The 19,890-nt window shown below is 72.7% G+C and carries 16 protein-coding genes and 1 pseudogene; 6 read left to right on the top strand and 11 right to left on the bottom strand.

Annotated elements, in window-relative coordinates; translation table 11 throughout:
• Positions 1-51: 51 nt before the first annotated feature.
• From ACH4F6_RS08810 to ACH4F6_RS08770, 9 genes are all read right to left on the bottom strand, one after another.
• Positions 52-2,250 (bottom strand): FtsK/SpoIIIE domain-containing protein, encoded by a 2,199-nt coding sequence (locus ACH4F6_RS08810; RefSeq protein WP_397959196.1) that lies wholly within the window; start codon positions 2,248-2,250, stop codon positions 52-54.
• Between the two features lie 88 nt (positions 2,251-2,338).
• Positions 2,339-2,518, bottom strand: a complete 180-nt coding sequence (locus tag ACH4F6_RS08805) for a DUF6257 family protein (protein ID WP_397959195.1) — start codon at positions 2,516-2,518, stop codon at positions 2,339-2,341.
• Between the two features lie 2 nt (positions 2,519-2,520).
• The gene (locus ACH4F6_RS08800) at positions 2,521-2,826 is read right to left on the bottom strand and encodes a hypothetical protein (protein ID WP_397959194.1); all 306 of its coding nucleotides are present in this window, start codon (positions 2,824-2,826) and stop codon (positions 2,521-2,523) included.
• Complete coding sequence (locus tag ACH4F6_RS08795; RefSeq protein ID WP_397959193.1) at positions 2,823-3,527, bottom strand: hypothetical protein; 705 nt, start codon at positions 3,525-3,527, stop codon at positions 2,823-2,825. The genes ACH4F6_RS08800 and ACH4F6_RS08795 overlap by 4 nt, the downstream gene beginning before the upstream one ends.
• A 190-nt stretch (positions 3,528-3,717) precedes the next feature.
• Positions 3,718-4,086, bottom strand: a complete 369-nt coding sequence (locus ACH4F6_RS08790; protein ID WP_397959192.1) for a DUF6907 domain-containing protein — start codon at positions 4,084-4,086, stop codon at positions 3,718-3,720.
• Positions 4,083-4,397 carry a hypothetical protein gene (locus ACH4F6_RS08785; RefSeq protein ID WP_397959191.1) on the bottom strand — a complete coding sequence of 105 codons (315 nt, stop codon included), beginning with the start codon at positions 4,395-4,397 and terminating at the stop codon, positions 4,083-4,085. The genes ACH4F6_RS08790 and ACH4F6_RS08785 overlap by 4 nt, the downstream gene beginning before the upstream one ends.
• 115 nt (positions 4,398-4,512) lie before the next feature.
• Positions 4,513-5,061 carry a DUF6907 domain-containing protein gene (locus ACH4F6_RS08780; RefSeq protein ID WP_397959190.1) on the bottom strand — a complete coding sequence of 183 codons (549 nt, stop codon included), beginning with the start codon at positions 5,059-5,061 and terminating at the stop codon, positions 4,513-4,515.
• 625 nt (positions 5,062-5,686) lie between these two features.
• Positions 5,687-8,434, bottom strand: coding sequence for a pyruvate, phosphate dikinase (gene ppdK, locus ACH4F6_RS08775; protein WP_397959189.1), 2,748 nt, complete (start codon positions 8,432-8,434; stop codon positions 5,687-5,689).
• Between the two features lie 425 nt (positions 8,435-8,859).
• A complete protein-coding gene (locus ACH4F6_RS08770; RefSeq protein WP_397959188.1) occupies positions 8,860-10,080 on the bottom strand; it encodes an ROK family protein in 1,221 nt (406 codons plus the stop codon).
• Between the two features lie 131 nt (positions 10,081-10,211).
• On the opposite strand from ACH4F6_RS08770, the gene ACH4F6_RS08765 reads away from it, so the two are divergent.
• From ACH4F6_RS08765 to ACH4F6_RS08755, 3 genes are all read left to right on the top strand, one after another.
• A complete protein-coding gene (locus tag ACH4F6_RS08765) occupies positions 10,212-11,723 on the top strand; it encodes an MGH1-like glycoside hydrolase domain-containing protein (protein WP_397959187.1) in 1,512 nt (503 codons plus the stop codon).
• Entirely contained in the window at positions 11,720-13,657 is a 1,938-nt protein-coding gene (locus ACH4F6_RS08760; RefSeq protein WP_397959186.1) for a glycogen debranching N-terminal domain-containing protein, read from the top strand. Before ACH4F6_RS08765 ends, ACH4F6_RS08760 begins: the two co-directional genes overlap by 4 nt.
• A 155-nt stretch (positions 13,658-13,812) precedes the next feature.
• The gene (locus ACH4F6_RS08755) at positions 13,813-15,669 is read left to right on the top strand and encodes a CDP-alcohol phosphatidyltransferase (RefSeq protein ID WP_397959185.1); all 1,857 of its coding nucleotides are present in this window, start codon (positions 13,813-13,815) and stop codon (positions 15,667-15,669) included.
• Between the two features lie 428 nt (positions 15,670-16,097).
• Here ACH4F6_RS08755 and dusB read toward each other — a convergent pair whose 3' ends face one another.
• Positions 16,098-17,252, bottom strand: a complete 1,155-nt coding sequence (gene dusB, locus ACH4F6_RS08750) for a tRNA dihydrouridine synthase DusB (protein WP_397959184.1) — start codon at positions 17,250-17,252, stop codon at positions 16,098-16,100.
• A gap of 104 nt (positions 17,253-17,356) precedes the next feature.
• On the opposite strand from dusB, the gene ACH4F6_RS08745 reads away from it, so the two are divergent.
• A complete protein-coding gene (locus ACH4F6_RS08745; protein WP_397959183.1) occupies positions 17,357-18,802 on the top strand; it encodes an MFS transporter in 1,446 nt (481 codons plus the stop codon).
• Here the strand turns inward: ACH4F6_RS08745 and ACH4F6_RS08740 are convergent.
• Positions 18,792-18,947, bottom strand: a complete 156-nt coding sequence (locus tag ACH4F6_RS08740; protein WP_397959182.1) for a hypothetical protein — start codon at positions 18,945-18,947, stop codon at positions 18,792-18,794. The genes ACH4F6_RS08745 and ACH4F6_RS08740 overlap by 11 nt on opposite strands.
• Before the next feature lie 21 nt (positions 18,948-18,968).
• Here ACH4F6_RS08740 and ACH4F6_RS08735 point away from each other — a divergent pair.
• Positions 18,969-19,469, top strand: a pseudogene (locus ACH4F6_RS08735) (MFS transporter); the annotation flags it as partial.
• A 145-nt stretch (positions 19,470-19,614) separates the two neighbouring features.
• Positions 19,615-19,821 carry a hypothetical protein gene (locus ACH4F6_RS08730; protein WP_397959181.1) on the top strand — a complete coding sequence of 69 codons (207 nt, stop codon included), beginning with the start codon at positions 19,615-19,617 and terminating at the stop codon, positions 19,819-19,821.
• The last annotated feature ends 69 nt before the right edge of the window (positions 19,822-19,890 follow it).

Genomic DNA, 19,890 nt, shown 5'->3' with positions numbered 1-19,890 from the left:
GATCACAGCCCTCTACCGGCCCCGCTACCGGGGTAGCGGGGCCCCTCTACATCAGGCGCCCTCGACGCTGTCGCCGGAAGGGGTGTCCGTAGCGGGGTCGGTAGAGGGGGACGGGTCTACCCGGCGTGCGGACAGCAGCAGCTCGGCGGGCACGGCGGCCTCGAGGTCGGAGCGGCGGTAGCCGGCGAGGTTCTTGCCGTCGACCTTGACCTGCCGGGTGGTGCGGTCGACGCCGGCCCGGTCGAGCTCGGCGGCCAGGCGCTCGGCGTCCCAGTCGCCGTAGCGGTCCTCGTCGAGGTTGACCAGCCTGTCCAGCAGCACGACCGTGTGCATGCGGTCGGTGTGCCGCATGACGTCGAGGCAGTCCGACAGCACCGGGGCGATGGACAGGCCGGCGTCGTCGGCGGCCGCGGTGACGTCACCGACGGCGTCCCCGGTGAGCTGGCCCGCCTTCTGCCGCAGCAGGCGGCCGCGCTGGCACAGCTCGGCGAACGCCGGGCCGTCGAGGAAGTCCGCCCGCACCGTCACGAACGAGGCCGGGCCGGTGACGAGGACGCCCGTACCGCGGTGGTCCTCGGACAGCACGGAAGCGTCCGCGCCCTGCGCGGCCTTGCCCTTGCCGAGCACCATGTCGGAGGACGTCTGGTCGACGACCTGCGTCGAATACCTCAGGGTGATGATCTCCCGCAGCTTCGTCGGCACGCTCTCCGCGTCCGGCCGCTGCGAGGCAAAGTTGCTGATGAACCCGGCGGCCGGCCCGCGGCGGGCGATGCGGCACAGGTCGTTGATGACCTGCTCCCGGTCTTCCTTGTCCATCGCGGTGAAGAACTCCTGCAGCTCGTCGATGGTCACGAAGATGACCGGCAGGTTGTACCGCTCGACGATCGCCGGGGTCAACTTGCCCTCAGGGCACACCGACACCGGCAGGCCGCGCAGCAGGACGAACCGGCGCTCCATCTCCGCCAGCAGCTCCTTCAGCATCGCCTTGAGCGCCTCGACGGCGTCGTCCTCGGCGCCCATCACCAGCCGGTGCGCGACGGCCTTCATGGGCATCCAGTCGGCGCCGCCCTTGCCGTCGGCGACGTAGTGCCGGACGTAGGGGTCGAGGAGCCCGGCCGCCGTCATCAGGCGCTGCGTGAACGTCTTGCCCCTGCGCGGGAGGCCGCCGAAGAAGAGGGACTGCCACATGACCGGCACGGTGATGCGGTTGCCGCGGGCGTCCTGCCCGAACGGGATCGGCTCCCACACCGAGAACCGCTCCAGCTTCTCCAGCGGCGACTTCACCGGCGCCCCCAGATAGGGGTCGTCGTCGGCAACCCACATCGACACCCGTCCGGCGTTGCCGCCGGCCGCAGCCCGCACGCGGGAGGCGATGACCTGGATCTCGTCGACGCCGAGCTCGGCGGCGATCGTGGTCCGTTTGGCGAGGACGTCCGCGGCCGTCTTCCCGCCGCCCTTGGGCAGATCGAAGATGACCGCCCACCCGTTGCCGTCGCGCACCGGGCCCATCACGCAGGTGACCCGGGGCCCCTCGTCGTCGCCCTTGCCCGCCTTGAGCAGGCCGGCCGCCCGCAGCGCGTCGTTGAGCTGCTGCGCCGTCATATCCACCCGCAGCGGCGGCGTCGGGTTGTCGAGGAGCTGGACGTCGTCGCCGCGCCCCAGGTAGGCGAGGGGGAGAGCGGCGGCCGCCAGCATGCCGGCCTGCACCGGCAGGGGAGCCAGCCACCAGCCGACGGCGGTAGCGGCGACGGCCGTGGCGGCGGTCCCCCACCGCCAGCGGCGGGCGAGGGTGCGCTCGCGGTGCAGCAGCGCGTAGCGGACGGCGAGGTCGACGTCGTCCGGCTTGGCTTTCACCTGCGCCCTCAGTGCCTTCACGGCGGCGCTCTGGTCCTGTGCGGCCAGCGTCGGCCACAGGCCGCGCATCCCCCGGACCAGGCCCTTCACGGCGAGCCAGGCGAGACGGACCGCGTACTTCGGTGCCCGGAGGGCGTGGTAGCGGGCGTGCCAGGCACACAGCCGTCCCAGGGCCACCGCGTTGGCCTTCAGCGAGGCCGCCGACCTGGCCCACACGGGCAGGATCGGCACGTCCGGCACGGTCAGCCAGTCGGCCAGCGGGTTGTCAGGGCGGTCGACGGCCTCGACGACGACGTCCTCGACTGCGGCCGGCACCGGCTCCGGGGCGAACTTCAGCAGGGACACGGCCGGCTTGGCGTGTCCGTTGACTACGGGCGGCGGCAGGGTGTCCGTCATGATGTGATCTCCGGTTGCTCGTAAGGGCGGTCGGGAGGCCCGGGGACGGCGGACAGCTTGGCGGTTGAGCGCCGTCCCCGGGGCGTGGTCAGGTGTTCTGCTGCTTGCGGCGGCGGGCGGTGTTCTCGATGCGCTCGATGCGCCGCTGCAGGTCGCTGATGTCGACGCTGTCGCCCGCCAGTCCGCGCTTCGCCATGCGGGCCGTCAACGCGGCGACGCGGGCCTTCTCGGCGGTCGTGAAGTCGGAGAACCGGATGTCGTCGGGCATGGTCACTTCCCCTTCTGGAAGTCGGCCCACAGGCCGCGGAGGATCAACAGGCAGGCGGTCGCGCAGACGGCACCGATGGCGATGGCCACCGCGAACAGCGCGCCGACCAGGCCGACGGAGACGACCACGCCGCCGATGACGAGCCACTGAGTGGCGTTGAACTCCCGCCGTACCGGCTGCGGGGCGGCCGGCTGCTGAGCGGCAAGCAGCTGCTGAGCGGCGAGGATGGCGGCGATCTGCTTGACCATCTCGGTGTTGTCGGCGGCCTCGACGGCGTCCCGGGCGGCTTTCTCGATGGCGTCGCTCATGACCGCTCCCCCACCACTTCACGGCGCAGCTCAGTCGCCTCACGGCGCGACAAGCCGAGCTCGTCCTGAAGCGTTCGGATGGTCACCGGCCGATTCGTCGACATGACCGCCTGCCGGTGCAGGCTGCGCGCCTTCCTGCGCAGCTCAGACGGGGACAGCGTCACCACCTCCGTGACCACCTCACGGGCCGTCTCAGCGGGCACCGCGGCGGTCACCTTGGTGTACAGGTCAGATCCCTTGGTGGCATCCCAGTACGTCCCGGACTCCAGCGCGGGCACCGACGGGATGACCACCGGGGCAGGCTCGGTAACCATGTCCGTCTGAGCAACGGTTGGCTCGGCGACCGTGTCGATATCGACACGGTCGACGGTCACCTCGGCCTGGTCGTCGCCCAGGCTGTGCACCCGCCACAGCACGAGCGGCGCGATCGCGGCGACCGCGACGACCAGCCACACGTTCACCGGCAGCAGCCCGGTGGTGACCAGATGCGAGGCGGCGTTGACGCCGATCATCGCGGCTACCGCGGCCAGCACCTCCCGGTGCGCCCGCAGCGCCCGCACGGTGTACAGGTCCAGGGCGGCCGGCACCGCGGCGGCAACCCACTGGTTGAAGCCGACCGCGCGGGCCAGCTCGTACTCAGCGGACGCCGTCGCCACCAGAGCAGCGGCCAGGGCACCCCACTTCAGGTAGTCGTGCTTCACTCGCCCACCTCCGGGGCAGCGGCCCGCACCACACGGTGCGCGGCCAGGCAGACGCCCTCACGGTCACGCCGCTCGTTCGCGTCGAGCAACGCGGCCATCAGGGCAGGGACAGACGGGGTCGGCCGGGCCGACCGGCACACCGCGCGCAGGGCGGCGTGCTCGGTCGGCCGGCGGATCGGCCAGCGGGCGGTCACGAGATCTCGCCCCGCAGCCGGATCGTCTCGGCGGCGACCCGCTCCATGCGGGTGGCGGCCGTGCGCAGGACACCCGCCAGGTGCGTGATCTCCTCGGCCTCGTACTCGCCCGCCAGGTCCAGCTCGACGACGACCCGCGGGACCAGCTCCACGAACGGCGCCCACGACGTGTGCACGCACAGCAGCGTCTGCACGCCGTAGGAATACGTGTCCGCCGCCGCCTTCACCCGCACGCTGTTGTGCGTGATGTCGTTACGGCCGATACCGGCACCCATCTGCCAGCCGTGGCCGACGCACCACGCCGGCTCCTCGAAGACGACCAGCCCGTGGTCGATCGTCTCCAGGGCCACCGTGCGGGCGCTCACCGCTCCTCCCCGTCGGGGAGGGCGACGGCCTCGGACCAGGACTTGCCCAGGGCGAGCGCGGCGTGCGCCTGGGCGACGGTGACGTACCCGGTCGCCGGGTGCTTGGCCAGCTGCTCACGCAGGTAGGCGGTCGTCCACTCCACGTCCATCAGCGGCTTGTCGTCGAGGACGGAGCGCAAGGCCACCACCACGTGCGTGGCGCGGTCGTTGCGGATCCGGTCGTAGACCTTCTCGCCGCCGGCCGCGGCCGGGTGCGGGATGTCCAGGGCCTCGAGGACCGCGGCGAGCAGGCCGCGGATGTCGTCGTTCACGCCGACCACCGCCGACGGCGGGCCTTGGCGGCGAGACGGCGCGCGTCCCGCTTCGACAGCTCCTCGACGGCCACCCGCTGGCGGCTGCGGTCGACGTTCCCGTTACGGCGCGGCATCAGACGGCACCGCCCTCGCGGACCCGGCGCAGCGCCTCGTCCATGTCCGGCTCCGAGTCGCCCTCGGCGGCCGTGGCGCGGGCGGCACGGGCCAGCGCCCGCAACTGCTCCATCGCCGCCTGCATCCGGTCGCACATCTCGTCGATGTGGTCCGGGTCCATGTAGCGGCCGTGGACGCCCTCGCCGTCCTCGCCGTACACGAACGTGCGCCGCTTGTCGGCGTCGCTGCTGTACGGGTCGAGGCCCAGCCGGAAGTAGGCGAGGAGCTCGGTGCCGTCGCGGTGCGGCAGGACCAGGTCGACGAAGTCGCCCGAGTGCCACACGTCCTCGATGGCGATCTGGCGGTCGTTGGCGTGCTCAAGGGTGCACCACGTCGGGCACTCGATCCACACCGTGGCCGGGTTCGGGTCGGACGGCCGCCCGATCAGCGTCGGGACGAGCCGGAAGCCCGGCTTGATGGCCGGCTGCGCCTTCTCGGCGGCCGTCGGCTGGCTGGGGATGGCGCCCACGAGGGCGGCGACGTGCTGGCTGATGGCATGATGCGTCACAGCGGTTCTCCTGTGTCAGCAGGTGATCCGTCAGGCCCTGCCTTGCGTGTGTCAGCACGCAGGTAGGGCCGTTGACGTTCCGGGAGGTTCCCGGTGTCATGACACCCACCGTAGACCCTGGTGTCATGACACCGCAAGAGGCTACGCTCAGGCCATGCCGAACGTAGAGAAGACCCCGAGACAGACCGTGAGGGTCGAAAAGGAGCTGTGGGATAAGGCCGGCGCTATGGTCGGCGCCCGGAACCGCGGCCAGTACATCCGGGACTTCCTGCGGTGGCTCACGCACGAAACCGATCAACTGCCCGCGCGACCTGACACACAGCGTGAAGAAGCCCCCGCTGTACCGGCAGGGCACAACGAGGGCACAGTGCAACGGGAAACGACGAGTCACGACGGGGCACACTGAGCTACATTTCAGCAGGTCAGAGCGCGATTTGACTTAACACAGCAGATCATGCACAAGAGGGCGGCACCCCCGCACAGGGTGCCGCCCTCCTCTTGCGTGCCGGAGCCGCCGCGATCGGTACTGAGGGTCGGGGACCGCGGCGGCTCCGGGGTCGGGGGGATCGGCGGCGCCCGTCGCCGGTCCCGTGAGGGTCAGCCGTGGGCGCCGCTCCCGTGAGGCTCAGCGGTGGTCGCTGCCCGCCGACTGCGTGGCCGCCCGGCCCGCCTCCAGGCGCGCCACCGGGATCCGGAAGGGCGAGCAGGAGACGTAGTCGAGGCCGGCCTCGTGGAAGAAGTGGACCGACTCCGGGTCGCCGCCGTGCTCGCCGCAGACGCCGAGCTTCAGGTCGGGGCGGGTGCGGCGGCCGGCCTCGGCGGCGGCCTTCACCAGGGAGCCGACGCCGTCCTTGTCGATGGTCTCGAAGGGGGAGACGCCGAAGATGCCCTTCTCCAGGTAGGCGGTGAAGAAGGAGGCCTCCACGTCGTCGCGGCTGAAGCCCCAGACCGTCTGGGTCAGGTCGTTCGTGCCGAAGGAGAAGAACTCCGCGGCCTCGGCGATCTGACCGGCGGTGAGCGCGGCCCGCGGGAGTTCGATCATCGTGCCGATGGCCAGCTTCAGCTCGACGCCGGTCGCGGCCTCCACCTCCGCGATGACCTGGTCGGCCTCCTCGCGGACGATCTCCAGCTCCTGGACGGTGCCGACGAGCGGGATCATGATCTCGGCGCGCGGGTCGCCCTTGGCGTTGCGGCGTTCGGCCGCCGCCTCGGCGATGGCACGGACCTGCATGGTGAACAGGCCGGGGATGACCAGGCCCAGGCGGACGCCGCGCAGGCCGAGCATCGGGTTCTGCTCGTGCAGCCGGTGCACCGCCTGGAGCAGACGGAGCTCGTTCTCGTGGGGTTCCTGGCGGGACTCGGCGAGGGCCACGCGCACGGACAGTTCCGTGATGTCCGGCAGGAACTCGTGCAGCGGCGGGTCCAGGAGACGGACCGTCACCGGCAGGCCGTCCATCGCCGAGAACAGCTCCACGAAGTCCTGCTTCTGCAGCGGGAGCAGCGCCTTCAGGGACTCCTCGCGCTCGTCCTGGGTGTCCGCGAGGATCAGGCGCTCGACCAGTTCGCGGCGGTCGCCGAGGAACATGTGCTCGGTGCGGCACAGGCCGATGCCCTGCGCGCCGAAGCGACGGGCGCGCAGCGCGTCCTCGGCGTTGTCGGCGTTGGCGCGCACCCGCAGCCGGCGCTTGCGGTCGGCGAACGCCATGATCCGGTGCACGGCCTCGACCAGTTCGTCGGCGTCCTGGGCGCCGGCGTGCATCCGGCCCTCGAAGTACTCGACCACGGGGGACGGGACCACCGGCACCTCGCCCAGGTAGACCTTGCCGGTCGAGCCGTCGATGGAGATGAGGTCGCCTTCCTCGACGACCCGGCCGCCGGGCACCGTCATCCGGCGGCGCTTGGTGTCGACCTCCAGCTCCTCCGCGCCGCAGACGCAGGTCTTGCCCATGCCGCGGGCCACGACGGCGGCGTGCGAGGTCTTGCCGCCGCGGCTGGTCAGGATGCCTTCCGCGGCGATCATGCCGTCCAGGTCGTCGGGGTTGGTCTCGCGGCGGACGAGGATGACCTTCTCGCCCGAGCGGGACCACTTCACGGCCGTGTACGAGTCGAAGACGGCCTTGCCGACCGCCGCGCCCGGCGAGGCGGCGATGCCCCGGCCGACCTGCTCGGTCTTCGCGTGCTCGTCGAAGCGGGGGAACATCAGCTGCGCGAGCTGGGCGCCGGTGACGCGCTGGAGGGCCTCCGTCTCGTCGATCAGGCCCTGGTCGACGAGCTGGGTGGCGATGCGGAAGGCGGCGCCGGCCGTGCGCTTGCCGACCCGCGTCTGGAGCATCCACAGCTGGCCGCGCTCGATCGTGAACTCGATGTCGCAGAGGTCCTTGTAGTGGTTCTCCAGCGTCTCCATGATCTGCATCAGCTGGTCGTACGACTTCTTGTCGATCCGCTCCAGCTCCGCCAGCGGGACGGTGTTGCGGATGCCCGCGACGACGTCCTCGCCCTGGGCGTTCTGGAGGTAGTCGCCGTAGACGCCCTGGTGGCCGGAGGCGGGGTCGCGGGTGAAGGCGACGCCCGTGCCGGAGTCGGGGCCCAGGTTGCCGAAGACCATGGAACAGACGTTGACGGCGGTGCCGAGGTCGTGCGGGATGCGCTCCTGGCGGCGGTACAGCTTCGCGCGGTCGCCGTTCCAGGAGTCGAAGACGGCCTTGATCGCGAGGTCCATCTGCTCGCGCGGGTCCTGCGGGAAGTCCCGGCCGGCCTCGGTCTTGACGATCTTCTTGAACCGGGTGACGAGCTTCTTGAGGTCCGCGGCCTCCAGCTCGGTGTCGACCGTGACCTGCTTGGCCGCCTTCGCCGCCTCCAGGGCCTCCTCGAAGAGGTCGCCGTCGACGCCGAGGACGGTCTTGCCGAACATCTGGATCAGGCGGCGGTAGGAGTCCCAGGCGAAGCGGTCGTCGCCGGCCTGCTTGGCGAGGCCCTGGACGGACTTGTCGGAGAGCCCGATGTTGAGGACGGTGTCCATCATGCCCGGCATCGAGAACTTCGCGCCGGAGCGGACCGAGACGAGGAGCGGGTCGTCGGCCTGGCCGAGCTTCTTGCCCATCTTCTCCTCGAGGGCGACGAGGTGCGCACTCACCTCGTCACGCAGTGCCGCCGGCGCCTCCCCGCTGTCGAGGTAGACCTTGCAGGCCTCGGTGGTGATCGTGAAGCCCGGAGGGACGGGAAGGCCCAGGTTGGTCATCTCGGCGAGGTTGGCGCCCTTGCCGCCGAGGAGGTCCTTGAGGTCCTTGTTGCCCTCGGTGAAGTCGTAAACGAACTTCACGCCCTCAACGCTCGCTGCCTGATCGGCTCCGCGGAGATCTTTGTTTTCCGACACGGGTCTCGACTCCTCGAGGACGCGGTGGCTGCCCTGACGGCGAGGAACATACCCAGATCGAAGGCGTCTGGGTACGTCCACTTGTGCGTCATGCGCCTGTAACCGGTCGTCCGCCAGGAGATCAAAAGTCAAGGCGGGGCAAGCGCTGAGCTGCCTTTGTTTTCACTTCTTGAACGCGACCACGCTCATGGGTACCGTTTTATCGCTCATATGAGCGCACCACAGCGCGTCTGATTTCGATCGATGAACGATCAAGGCGTGGCACTGAGTGCCACCCCTTGAGGAAGTGCAGTCGCCCATGATCCGCTCATCTGAGCGTCACCCCTATCAAGGGTGGCGAGAATCACGCTCCCACACCCGGCCCGAGACCACCATGCGGACGTGCCCCGGGAGGGGAAACGCGCCTGTCACACGCCGGATACCCCTCACACCCCGAGCGCCCGCAGCCGCTCCTCCACCCGCTCCGGCGCGTACAGGTGCTCCACGACCAGCGCACCGGCCCCCACCAGCCCCGCACGCTCCCCCAGCCGTGAGGTCACCACCTCCAGGCGGGCGGTGGAGCGGGGCAGCGCCCGCTGGTAGAGCAGCTCGCGCACGCCCGTCAGGAAGGGGGTGCCGGCCAGGTCGCCGGCGATCATCAGGACCCCGGGGTTGAGCAGCGTCACGACCGTCGCCAGCACGTCGCCGACCTGCCGCCCGGCCTCCCGGGCCAGTGCCGCCGCCCCCGGGTGCCCGGCGGCGAGCAGGTCCCGCACGTCCGAGCCCGAGGCCGCGGGGACCCCGGTCTCGGCCAGTTTCCGGGCCACGGCGCCACCGCTCGCGACGGCCGCGAGACAGCCGTGGGAGCCGCAGCGGCACAGCGCCTCCGCGCCGACGCGGATGTGGCCGATGTCGCCGGCCCCGCCGTCCAGGCCCCGGTAGACCGCGCCGTCGACGACGACCCCGGCGCCGATGCCCGTCGACACCTTGACCAGCACGAACGCCGGGCAGTCCGGGTACCCGGAGCGCTGCTCGCCGTACGCCATGAGGTTGGCGTCGTTGTCGACGAGGACCGGGACCGGCGGGGCGCCCGTGCGTTCCGTGAACGCCCTGGCGAGGCGGCCGCGTATGTCGTAGCCGTCCCAGCCGGGCATGATCGGCGGCTGGACGACCCGGCCGGTCTCGCTGTCGACCGGGCCGGGGACGGCGAGGCCGATGCCGCAGACCTCGTCCGCGCGGTGGCCGGCCTTCTCCAGCAGCTCGGCGAACCAGCGGCCCAGCTCGCCGAGGACGGCGTCCGGGCCGTCCTCGACGGCGAGCGTGCCCGAGTGTTCGGCGAGGAGTTCGCCGGTCAGGGAGAGCACGGCCGCGCGGGCGTGCCGGGTGTCGAGGTCGGCGGCGAGGACGACCGCGTGGGCGTCGTCGAACTCGAGGGTGATGGAGGGGCGGCCGCCGAGCGGGGAGTCGACCGGGCCGCCGGCACCCTCGCGCAGCCAGCCGGCCCGGAAGAGCCGGTCCAGGCGCTGGCCGACCGTGGCCCGGGAGAGGCCGGTGGCCTGCTGGAGGGCGCCGCGCGTCGTCGCCCGCCCCGTGCGCACCAGTGCGAGCAGGTCTCCGGCGCCTGTCCGATCCCCGCTCCTGCCGGTCCGTCCCGGCCGTCCGGTCATGCGCACCCCCTTGTGTTTCTCAAGCCTGCATTACATATTGAGTTTTGCGTGTTAAATAGACGTAACCCTACGGTAGCCACTGCCGAACCAGGTCGGCGGTGCCGTCGTCGTCGCTCTTCGGGGAGCCCCGAGTGGATCGCACCGCCCAGTTCGCCGCCCGTGCGGCGGAGTACCCCGCCGTATACGATCCGGCCCCGCCGACGGGGTCGTTGCACCTCAGAGCGGTGAACGTGCTCGAGGGCAACTGGACCGGGGCCTCGACGGTGCCCTCGCGCTCCCTGTACCCGCACCAGTGGTCCTGGGACTCGGCCTTCGTGGCGATCGGGCTGCGGCACGTCTCGCCGCACCGGGCCCAGAGGGAGCTGGAGACGCTGCTGGACGCCCAGTGGGGCGACGGACGGATCCCGCACATCGTCTTCAACCCCTCCGTGCCGCTCGACGCGTACTTCCCGAGCCCCGACTTCTGGCGCTCCTCGACCGCGGGGCGCGCTGCGGGCGCCCCGCGCACCGTACAGACCTCCGGCATCGTGCAGCCACCGGTGCACGCGCTGGCGGCCTGGCTGGTGCACTGCGCCGACCCGGAGCTGTCGCGGGCGCGCGGCTTCCTGGCCCGGGTGTACCCCCGACTGGCCGCCTGGCACCGCTATCTGCTGCACCGGCGCGACGCGGGCGGGGGCGGGCTGGTGTCCGTCGTGCACCCGTGGGAGCAGGGCATGGACAACGCCCCCTCGTGGGACGCCCCGCTCTCCCGGATCACCCCGGCCCCGGCCCGCTCCTTCCGCCGCGCCGACCTCGACCACGGCGCCGCGGAGGACCGGCCGACGGACCTGGACTACGGGCGGTACGTGCGGCTGGCGACGGACTACCGGGACGGCGGGTACGCCGACGGGGCGGGCGACTTCGCCGTCGAGGACCCCGCCTTCAACGCCCTGCTGATCGCCTCCGAGCACGCGCTGGCGCGCATCGCGCGTCAGTTAGGAGCTCCCGGCACGGCCCGGCACGCACGGGCCGAGCGGCTGACGTCGGCACTCGTCGACCGACTGTGGGACCCGGCGGCGGGTCTCTTCTTCTGCCGGGACGTGCGCGGCGGGGGGCCGATCCGTGAGCGCGGGGTGTCGGGCCTGGTCCCGCTGCTGCTGCCGGGCCTGCCGCGCGAGGTCGCCGCCGCCCTCGTACGGACCTTGTGCGGCCCGCACTTCGGGATGGGCGCCACCACCCGTCTCGTGCCCAGCTACGACCTGCTGGGCGAGGCCTTCGACCCGCACCGCTACTGGCGCGGCCCGGCCTGGTTCAACACGAGCTGGCTGCTGGAGCGGGGCCTGCGGGCGCACGGCGAGCGGGCGCGGGCGGACGCGCTGCGCGCGGCCGTGCTGGAGGTCGCGGACACCTCGGGGTTCGCCGAGTACGTCGACCCGTACACCGGCGAGGCCTGCGGGGCGACCGGCTTCAGCTGGACGGCCGCGCTCGCGCTCGACCTGCTGCACGACACGAACGACCTGCACCGCCTGCTCCACGACCCGCACGCCCGGCTGCACGGCCGGCCCCACGACCCGCTCGGCCGGCCCCACGATCAGCGCCACGACCCGCTCGACCTGCTCCACGACTCGGACGACACCGCACTCAAGGGAGGGGACCGGGGATGACGAACCGGCATCATCTGCTCGTGTACGGCGGGACGTTCGCCGCCGTCGGCGACCGCGGGGACATCGTCGGCGTGCGGGGCGCCGGCTCCCCCGACGGGCTGTTCGTCAGGGACGCGCGCCACCTCAGCCGCTGGCAGCTCACGGTCGACGGGGCCGTGCCGGACGTCCTCGCCCCGGTCGCCGACGGGGACGCCGCGCGCTGTGTGCTCGTCCCGCGCGGCGGCCGCACCGAGCCGCCGGCGTGCACGGTCTTCCGGGAGCAGGCCGTCGGGGACAGCTCCTTCGTGGAACTGCTGCGGGTGGTCGGCAACCGCCCGGTCCCGCTGACGGTCCGTCTGGCGCTCACCGTCGACGCCGACTTCACCGACCAGTTCGAACTCCGCTCCGACCACCGCACCTACGCCAAGGCCGGCGCCGTCCGCCGCCGTCAGGTCCTCGACCACGGCGTGGAGTTCAGCTACCAGCGGGGCGAGTGGCGGTCCGTGACGACGGTGACCGCCGAGCCCGCCCCGGACGGCGTCGAGGAGACCGGCACCGGCGCCCGCCGTCTGGTGTGGACCGTCGACCTGGAGCCGCACGGGTCCGCCGAGCTGACGCTGCGGGTGATGGCCCGCCCGCACGGCGAGAAGCGGGCGCTGCGGGTGCCCGGCTCCCCGTCGGCGCTGACCGAGAGGCTGCTCGTGCAGGAGGGGGAGTTCGTGGAGGGCGTGGCCTTCCCGACCGGCTGGCCCGAGCTGGCCGCCGCCTGTGCCCGCGGCCTGTCGGATCTGGCCGCGCTCCAGGTCCCGGCGAACGGCCCGGACGGCGAGGAGCTGCGCGTCCCGGCGGCCGGCGCCCCCTGGTTCCTGACCCTGCTGGGCCGCGACGCCCTGCTCACCTCCCTGTTCGCCCTCCCCTACCGCCCCGGTCTGGCCGCGGCCACCCTCCCGGCGCTCGCCGCGACCCAGGCCACGGAGACCGGCGTGGAGTCGGTGTCCCAGCCCGGCAAGATCGTCCACGAGGTCCGGCACGGCGAACTCGCCCACTTCCACCAGGTCCCCTACGGCCGCTACTACGGATCGGTGGACGCGACCCCGCTCTTCCTCGTCCTGCTCGGCGCGTACGTCGAGCAGACCGGCGACGCGGCCCTCGCCCGCCGCCTGGAGCCGAACGCCCGCGCGGCCGTCGGCTGGATGCTCGACCACGGCGGACTCACCTCGCGCGGCTACCTGGTGTACCGCGCCGATCACGGCGGCCTCGCCAACCAGAACTGGAAGGACTCCCCCGGCGCCATCTGTTCGGCCGACGGCACCCGCCCGCACGGGCCGGTGACGGCGGCGGGGGCCCAGGGCTACGCGTACGACGCGCTGCGCCGCACGGCGTGGGTGGCCCGCACGGTGTGGGAGGACGAGACCTACGCGGCCCTGCTGGAGCAGGCCGCCGCCGATCTGCGCGACCGCTTCCAGCGGGACTTCTGGATGCCGGAGCACTCCTTCCCCGCCCTCGCGCTGGACGGCCGGGGCCGGCGGGTCGACGCGCTCGCCTCCGACGCCGGGCACCTGCTCTGGTCCGGGCTGCTGGACAAGGAGTACGGGGAAGCGGTCGGCCGGCGCCTGCTGGAGCCGGACTTCTTCTCCGGCTGGGGGGTGCGCACCCTGGCGGCCGGGCAGCCGGCGTACCACCCGCTGTCGTACCACCGCGGTTCGGTCTGGCCCCACGACAACGCGCTGATCGCCCTCGGCCTGGCCCGCTACGGCCTGCACGACGAGGCCCGTACGGTCGCCCACGGCCTGGTCGACGCGGCCACCGTGACCGGCCACCGGCTGCCCGAGGTCCTCGCGGGCTACGGCCGCGACACCCATGCCGAGCCGGTGCCGTACCCGCACGCCTGCCTGCGGGAGTCCCGCTCGGCGGCGGCCCCGCTGGCGCTGCTCACGGCCGTGGGCGGGGCGTAGACGGGGCAGTTGGCCGAGCGTTTGCGCGGTGTTTGCCGAGCGCTGGCCGAGCGGGGTGAACACCGGCCGGGGGCAAGCCGTACGGAACGGTGGTGGATCCGGGACGCCCCTCGGATCCACCGATCCACCCGGCTCCGTACGGAAGGACCCCTCGGGTGCCCGTCTTCGCTCGCGCTCGTCAACTGCCCGACCGGTCCGACCCGAAGGAACCCGAGGAGTCCCCGGGGACCGCGGAGACCGCGGAAACCGCGGAAACCGCGAAAGCCGCGCCGGACACGGCGCCGGATGCGGCCCCGGACGCGGTGCCGTCGCCCGGGGCCGCCCGGCGCTCGTGGCGGGAGCGTGTCGCGCACTGGCGTGCCTGGCGCGCCCGGTATCCGCGGGTCGCGCGGGTCCTGTGGTGGACGGCGACCGTGCTGTCGGCCGTGCTCGTGATCGGGGCGATGCTGCTGCCGAACCGGCTGTTCGCGCTCCAGGTCCACCGGTTCGTGCGGCTGCCCGGTGAGGCGGTCGTGGGAGCGGCCGTGCTGCTGGCGCTGCCCCGCCGGCCGCGGGTCGTGGTGGCGGCGCTGACCGGGGTGTCCCTCGGGGCGCTGACCGTGCTGAACCTGCTCGACATGGGCTTCGTGGACTACCTGGGCCGGGACTTCAACCTGGTTCTGGACTGGGGCCTGCTCGACGACGCCCAGTCGTACGTGGCCGACTCGATGGGCCGCACGACGGCGATCGCCGCCACGGTGGGCGTGTTCCTGCTGGTCGCCCTGCTGTGCACGGTGATGGCCCTGGCGACGGTCCGGCTCTCCGGCCTGCTGGTCCGCGACGTCCCGCTGGCGACCCGGGCCACTTTGGCCTCCGGCACGGTCTGGATCACCTGCTCCGCCCTCGGTCTGCAGTACGCGGGGCTGCCGGTCGCCTCCGACCAGGTCGCCGACACGCTCACCACCGAGGCCAGGCGGGTGCGGGACACCCTCAGGGACGAGGCCGCGTTCGCCGAGGAGGCCCGTACCGACACCTTCGGCAACACCCCGCCCGCGCAGCTCCTGCCCGATCTGCGCGGCAAGGACGTGCTCTTCACCTTCATCGAGAGCTACGGCCGCAGCGCGATCGAGGACCCGGTCATGGCACCGGGGGTGAACCAGACGCTCGACGCGAGCACCGAGGCCCTGGCGAAGGCGGGCTTCCACGCCAGGAGCGGCTGGCTGACCTCGGCGACCTTCGGCGGCAGCAGCTGGCTCGGCCACTCCACCACGTTGACGGGCCTGTGGGTCGACAACCAGCAGCGCTACCGCACCGTGATGGCCAGCGACCACCTCTCCCTCACCAAGGCCTTCCAGAAGTCCGGCGCCTGGGACACCGTCGGGATCATGCCGGGCGTGCAGAAGGGCTGGCCGGAGCAGAAGTACTACGGCCTCGACAAGGTCTACAACGCCTTCCAGATGGGGTATCAGGGGCCGAAGTTCAGCTGGTCGACCATGCCCGACCAGTACGCGCTGGAGGCGTTCCAGCGGCTGGAGCACGGCAAGGAGCGCGACAAGCCGCTGATGTCGGAGATCATCCTGACGTCCAGTCACCAGCCGTGGGCACCGGTGCCGGAGATGGTCGACTGGGACGAGGTGGGCGACGGCTCGGTCTTCGAGGGCGTCGAGAAGGCGGGGCGGAAGGCGTCGGAGGTCATCAACGACTCCGGGAAGTCCAAGGAGGAGTACGGCAAGTCGATCCGGTACTCGGTGACCGCCCTCACCCAGTGGCTGGAGCGCTACGGCACCGACGACACCGTCCTGGTGTTCCTCGGCGACCACCAGCCGATCGCCCGCGTCAGCGGCGACAACGCCAGCCGGGACGTGCCGGTGTCGATCGTCGCCAAGGACCCGAAGGTCCTCGACAAGATCGCCGGCTGGAAGTGGACGGAGGGGTTGGCGCCGGCGCACGACGCCCCGGTCTGGAAGATGAGCTCGTTCCGCGACCGCTTCCTGCTGGCGTACGGGTCGACCCCGAATCCGTCGAAGGGGTGACCCCGGGGCCGGGGTGGGCGGACCTCGCCCCCGCCGCCCCTGCCCGTCCCGTCCCCAGGGGCTCCGCCCCCGCACCCCCTGTGGGGCTGCCGCCCCGCACCCCGCTCCGGCCCCGAACGGGCCTCGTCCTCAAGCGCCGGACGGGCTGAGACGCCGCGAACGGCGCGAGGAGCCGGACCTCCGAGGACACGGGGGCCTCGGGGCACGGGGGACACGGCCCGGAGAACGGTCACCCCGTGGCCGACCGAGTCGGACGGGCGGGCGCCCCACCGGGGTCCGGGGCGCAGTCCCCAGGGCCTGCTCCCCTGGCCGGCCGAACGGACCCGCGGGGCGCAGGGGGCGCGGCCCCCGCCCGGGTCCGGGGCGGAGCCCCGGGGGCCGTCGCCCTCCGGCCGACCGGGTCGGGCGGCTGGGTGGGCGGAAGCCGCTCAGCCGCCGGAGGTGTCCAGCTCCGCGTCCTCGCTCACGCCCGCGCAGTCGTACGGGTCCTTCAGCCAGCCGTCCGGCAGGACGACCCGGTTGTTGCCGGACGTCCGGCCCCGCGGCCCGGCGGCGCCGACGGGCCAGGGCTGGTCGAGGTCGAGCGAGTCGAGGCCGGCGCGGAGTTCCTCCAGGGAGGAGGTGATCGCGAGCCGCTTGCGCATCTCGGAGCCGACGGCGAAGCCCTTGAGGTACCAGGCGACGTGCTTGCGGAAGTCGACAACGCCCTTGGTCTCGTCGCCGGCCCACTCGCCGAGGAGGCCGGCGTGGCGGACCATGACGTCGGCGACCTCGCGGAGGGAGGGACGGGCGATGTCCGCCGTCCGGCCCTCGAAGGCGGCGACCAGGTCGGCGAAGAGCCAGGGCCGGCCGAGGCAGCCCCGGCCCACCACCACTCCGTCGCAGCCGGTCTCCCGCACCATCCGCAGCGCGTCCTGCGCCGACCAGATGTCGCCGTTGCCGAGCACCGGGATCTCCGGCACGTGCTCCTTGAGGCGGGCGATGGCGTCCCAGTCGGCGGTGCCGCCGTAGTGCTGGGCGGCGGTGCGGCCGTGCAGGGCGATGGCGGTCACGCCCTCCTCGACGGCGATCCGGCCGGCGTCGAGGTAGGTGATGTGGTCGTCGTCGATGCCCTTGCGCATCTTCATCGTCACCGGCAGGTCCCCGGCGCCGCTCACCGCCTCGCGCAGGATGGCGCGGAGCAGGTTGCGCTTGTAGGGGAGGGCCGAGCCGCCGCCCTTCCGCGTCACCTTGGGGACCGGGCAGCCGAAGTTCAGGTCGATGTGGTCAGCGAGGTCCTCCTCCGCGATCATGCGGACGGCCTTGCCGACGGTCGCCGGGTCGACGCCGTACAGCTGGATCGAGCGCGGCTTCTCGGTCGCGTCGAAGCGGATCAGCTGCATGGTCTTCTCGTTGCGCTCGACCAGCGCCCGGGTCGTGATCATCTCGCTCACGAACAGGCCCTTGCCGCCGCTGAACTCCCGGCACAGCGTGCGGAAGGGCGCGTTGGTGATCCCGGCCATCGGGGCGAGGACGACGGGCGGCCGGACGGTGTGCGGGCCGATCCGGAGGGCCGTGTTCTGCGGGGACGCGGTCGTGGGCATTGCCCCATTGTCCCGCACGCGGGGCGGTGCCCGGGCATCACCGGCATTATCATGTAACAGTCATTAGTTAGTCGCACTATTGATGTGGGCGTACGATGGACCCCATGCCCGAGCTCAGCCATCGCCGACGTCTGCTCGTGCTCGCGATCTGCTGCATGAGCCTGCTGATCGTGAGCCTCGACAACACCGTCCTCAACGTCGCCCTGCCCGCGATGGAGCGCGATCTGCACGCGAGCACCTCCGGCCTGCAGTGGACGATCGACGCGTACACGCTGGTGCTGGCCATGCTGCTGATGCTCGCGGGCTCCACGGCCGACCGGACGGGCCGCCGCAGAGTCTTCATGACGGGCCTGGTCGTGTTCTCGGCCGGCTCCCTGCTGTGCTCCCTCGCGCCGAACCTGGACCTGCTGATCGTGGCCCGGACGGTGCAGGCGGTCGGCGGTTCGATGCTCAACCCGGTCGCCATGTCGATCATCACCAACACCTTCACCGACCCGCGCGAGCGCGCCCGCGCGATCGGCGTCTGGGGCGCGGTCGTCGGCATCTCGATGGCCGCGGGACCGCTGGTGGGCGGTCTGCTGGTGGAGTCCGTGGGGTGGCGCTCGATCTTCTGGCTCAACCTGCCGGTCGGCCTCGCGGCCCTGCTGCTGACCCTGCGCTTCGTCCCCGAGTCCCGCGCGCCCAGGGGGCGCCGCCCCGACCCCGTGGGGCAGCTTCTGGTCATCGCGCTCTTCGGCTCCCTGACGTACGCGATCATCGAGGCGCCGGAGGCCGGGGCGGCGGTCAGCGGGCCCTTCGCGGCGGTGGCGCTGGCCGCGCTGCTCGGTCTGCTGTGGTACGAGCCGCGCCGGGACGAACCCCTCGTCGACCTGCGGTTCTTCCGGTCGGCGCCGTTCAGCGGGGCCACCGTGATAGCGATCAGCGCGTTCGCCGCGCTGGGCGGGTTCCTCTTCCTGTCGACGCTGTACCTGCAGAACGTGCGCGGTCTGGACGCCCTGCACGCGGGCCTGTGGATGCTGCCGATGGCCGTACCGACCTTCCTGTGCGCGCCCCTGTCCGGGCGGCTCGTGGGCAGCAGGGGACCGCGGCTGCCGCTGCTGGTCGCGGGGTGCGCGATGACCCTGAGCGCGGTGATGTTCGCCGTCTTCGACGCCGAGACGTCCGATGCCACGCTCTTCCTCGGGTACGCGCTGTTCGGCGTCGGCTTCGGCTTCGTGAACGCGCCGATCACCAACACGGCGGTGTCGGGGATGCCGCGCAGCCAGGCGGGGGTGGCGGCGGCCGTCGCCTCCACCAGCCGGCAGCTGGGGCAGACCCTCGGGGTCGCGGTGGTCGGCGCGGTCCTGGCGGCGGGCGTGAGCGCCTCGGCGTACCGGGAGACCTTCGTCTCCGCCGCCGTGCCCGGCTGGTGGGTGCTCACCGGCTGCGGTCTGGCGGTCCTCGTCCTCGGCGCCGTGACCACCGGGCCGTGGGCGCGGCGGACGGCCGAGCGGACGGCGCGCCGGCTGGAGGCGCGGGAGGTCCGGGAGGCGGCGGGCGTCAGCGCCTGAGCGGCACGGTCCGCCGCGCGGAGGCCGCCGCCCGGCCGTCGTCGGTGTAGTCGAAGAGGGCGACGGCGGCCACCCCGATGCCGAGCAGCGCCACGGTGGCGCCTCCGCCGGCGGACGCGGACGCGAGGGGCGACGCGCCGAGCACGGCGGCCGTCGGTCCGGCGGCGAAGCCGAGGGGCTGGGTCCGGTCGCGGCCGGTCTGGCGCTGGCGCCGATGGCGCTCGCGTTCTTCGCCGCCTCGCTCGCCGGCCCCCGGCTCGTGGCCCGGTACGGCGCCCGGGTGGTGACGGCGGGTGCGGTGGTGCAGGGCGCGGGCGTGGCCCTGATCGTGCTGGCCGTCCGGCACGGCTGGCCGGACCTGGGCGTCGTCGAGCTGCTGCCGGGTGCGGCGGTGGCCGGCGCGGGCCAGGCGCTCCAGCTTCCCGTCGTGATGCGGATCGTGCTGTCCGAGGTGCCGCCGGTCCGCGCGGGCGTCGGCGGCGGTGTGATGGTGACGACTCAGCAGGCCTCCCTGGCGCTGGGCGTGGCCACCCTCGGCACCCTGTTCCTGTCCCTGGTGCCGGGGATGGGCATGCGGGACGCGCTGATCACGACGCTCCTCGTGCAGGTCGCCGGGGTGGTCGTCACCGGTCTGCTGAGCCTGCGGCTGCCGCGCAGGGTCGGCTGAGGCGGGACGGGCGGAACCGGGGCACGGGCACGGCGGGGGGCCGGACAGGACACGGGTCGGTCACTTCGCCGCCCGGCGGCCCCTGCCGGTGGTGGACTGTGGTGCCGCGCGAGCGGAGTCGATGTCCTCGGACGCGGGAGGCGTCATGCCGGCGGTCAACACGAGCAGGGTGCGGCGCTGGGACCAGCACGGGCGGGAGCACGTGGTCCGGGTGGAGCGCAGCGGTGTGCAGCGCACGATCCGGTGCGGCACCTGCGGCTGGCGCAGGAACGTCCAGTTCCTGCCGTGGCTCAAGGCCGAGGAACACCTGGCGCAGGCGCACCAGGCGACGGTGGATCCGACGGCTGCGTAGGCGACCCCACGGCCGCGCAGGAGACGCACGGCGGCGCACGGGGGTCCCCGGCCGGGTGCGTGCCGGGCC

Source organism: Streptomyces sp. NPDC017936 (assembly GCF_044328485.1).
Lineage (GTDB): Bacteria > Actinomycetota > Actinomycetes > Streptomycetales > Streptomycetaceae > Streptomyces.
This window is presented reverse-complemented; position numbering and strand designations above follow the sequence as displayed.

What these genes read in the sequence shown, in the direction of transcription:
- ACH4F6_RS08810 (WP_397959196.1), bottom strand. Translation starts at nt 2,250, where the DNA reads ATGACGGACACCCTGCCGCCGCCCGTAGTCAACGGACACGCCAAGCCG.
- ACH4F6_RS08745 (WP_397959183.1), top strand. Translation starts at nt 17,357, where the DNA reads ATGCCCGAGCTCAGCCATCGCCGACGTCTGCTCGTGCTCGCGATCTGC.
- ACH4F6_RS08730 (WP_397959181.1), top strand. Translation starts at nt 19,615, where the DNA reads ATGCCGGCGGTCAACACGAGCAGGGTGCGGCGCTGGGACCAGCACGGG.
- ACH4F6_RS08760 (WP_397959186.1), top strand. Translation starts at nt 11,720, where the DNA reads ATGACGAACCGGCATCATCTGCTCGTGTACGGCGGGACGTTCGCCGCC.
- dusB (WP_397959184.1), bottom strand. Translation starts at nt 17,252, where the DNA reads ATGCCCACGACCGCGTCCCCGCAGAACACGGCCCTCCGGATCGGCCCG.
- ACH4F6_RS08770 (WP_397959188.1), bottom strand. Translation starts at nt 10,080, where the DNA reads ATGACCGGACGGCCGGGACGGACCGGCAGGAGCGGGGATCGGACAGGC.
- ACH4F6_RS08800 (WP_397959194.1), bottom strand. Translation starts at nt 2,826, where the DNA reads ATGAGCGACGCCATCGAGAAAGCCGCCCGGGACGCCGTCGAGGCCGCC.
- ACH4F6_RS08805 (WP_397959195.1), bottom strand. Translation starts at nt 2,518, where the DNA reads ATGCCCGACGACATCCGGTTCTCCGACTTCACGACCGCCGAGAAGGCC.